The organism is Paramesorhizobium salinisoli (genome assembly GCF_003335045.1).
Taxonomy (GTDB): domain Bacteria; phylum Pseudomonadota; class Alphaproteobacteria; order Rhizobiales; family Rhizobiaceae; genus Paramesorhizobium; species Paramesorhizobium salinisoli.
Genome location: NZ_QOZG01000152.1, coordinates 1 through 258, shown reverse-complemented (window position 1 = coordinate 258; position 258 = coordinate 1). Strand labels below are relative to the sequence as shown.

1 protein-coding gene is annotated in these 258 nt (G+C 67.4%); it reads left to right on the top strand.

All coding sequences use genetic code 11. The annotated features are described in order from the left end of the window. Positions 1 to 258, top strand: a 258-nt coding sequence (locus DUT91_RS26035; RefSeq protein WP_160113737.1) for a hypothetical protein, incomplete at both ends; no start/stop codon positions are given.

Sequence of the window (258 nt, the reverse complement as noted above, 5' to 3'; positions counted from 1 at the left end):
CCATCACCGGGCCGAATACGTCGCCATTCCCTTCCGTCACCATCTATGCCCGTGGCGACAACCCGGCCGTCCCCATTGGCAGCGGCACCTTTCCGGTCACGGCCGCCGGCTCAGTGCCCGCCGGCAACGTCCTTTCGGTGATTTCGCTGGACGGCGATCCCGTGACGGCGAACACGCCGCATCTGGTGCAGGCGACCTATCGGACGGCGGACGGCCAGTCGATCGGCACGCAACCCGTCACCTGGACGATCGATCCCC